Genomic DNA, 521 nt, shown 5'->3' on the forward strand with positions numbered 1-521 from the left:
AATGATAAGGTATCAAAAAGGGCGAGATATTACAAACTCCGGATCCTCAATTTCTTGCACCCGTTCGTATCCGACTTTGGCCAGTGTCAAAGATCGCTGATATCATGAGCAAGGCTCAAATCTCGAGGCATCAGAAAGGCGGTGCCGATGCTTACGAGTGAATAGGTCGCCAAATTTCAGGCTATCAAAATCCGCGGAATTTGGGTGGGTAAAAAATGAAGCCCAAGATAAGCCAACGATTCAAAGACTTGCAGGCTAGGATAATGGCCAGATCAAGCTTTACTACCAAGCGATAGGATTATAAGCTGGAGGAAAGTTATGAACGAAGCAGGAAAAACGGGATACATTCTGTATGCCCGCAAATCGTCAGAGAGTGAAGGCCTATCCTGCCCTTGAGGTCGAATACAAAAGGTTAGAACCGGAGCAAATCCTCGAAAACAAAGAACGGAACGCTCTAAACCGGCCTTTTTTAATGCGGTGTTTTTTGATTGATGTTCGAACATTTTTTGACGAAAATCCGA

This window comes from Deltaproteobacteria bacterium CG11_big_fil_rev_8_21_14_0_20_49_13, assembly GCA_002796305.1.
Classification (GTDB): Bacteria; UBA10199; UBA10199.